Source organism: Mycobacterium bulgaricum (assembly GCF_041287165.2).
Taxonomy (GTDB): Bacteria; Actinomycetota; Actinomycetes; order Mycobacteriales; family Mycobacteriaceae; genus Mycobacterium; species Mycobacterium bulgaricum.
Genome location: NZ_JBGGKV020000053.1, coordinates 1 through 262, shown reverse-complemented (window position 1 = coordinate 262; position 262 = coordinate 1). Strand labels below are relative to the sequence as shown.

The 262-nt window shown below is 67.6% G+C and carries 1 protein-coding gene; it reads left to right on the top strand.

The genetic code is table 11. From position 1 onward, the window contains the following. A partial coding sequence (locus ACAG24_RS29535; protein ID WP_370476408.1) for an MspA family porin occupies window positions 1-262 on the top strand: 262 nt, incomplete at both ends.

Here is a 262-nt window from a genome sequence, read left to right as displayed (position 1 = left end):
GAGCTGGGCTACCAGGTCGGCTTCCCGTGGTCGCTGGGTGTGGGCATCAACTTCAGCTACACCACCCCCAACATCGCCTTCGACGGCTACGCCTTCGACGCCGGCGACCCCGACTTCGGCTTCGGCAACAACATCGTGACCCCGCCGCTGTTCCCCGGTGTGTCGATCTCGGCGGACCTCGGCAACGGCCCCGGCATCCAGGAAGTCGCGACCTTCTCGGTCGACGTGGAGGGCCCCGGCGGTTCGGTGGTCGTGTCCAACG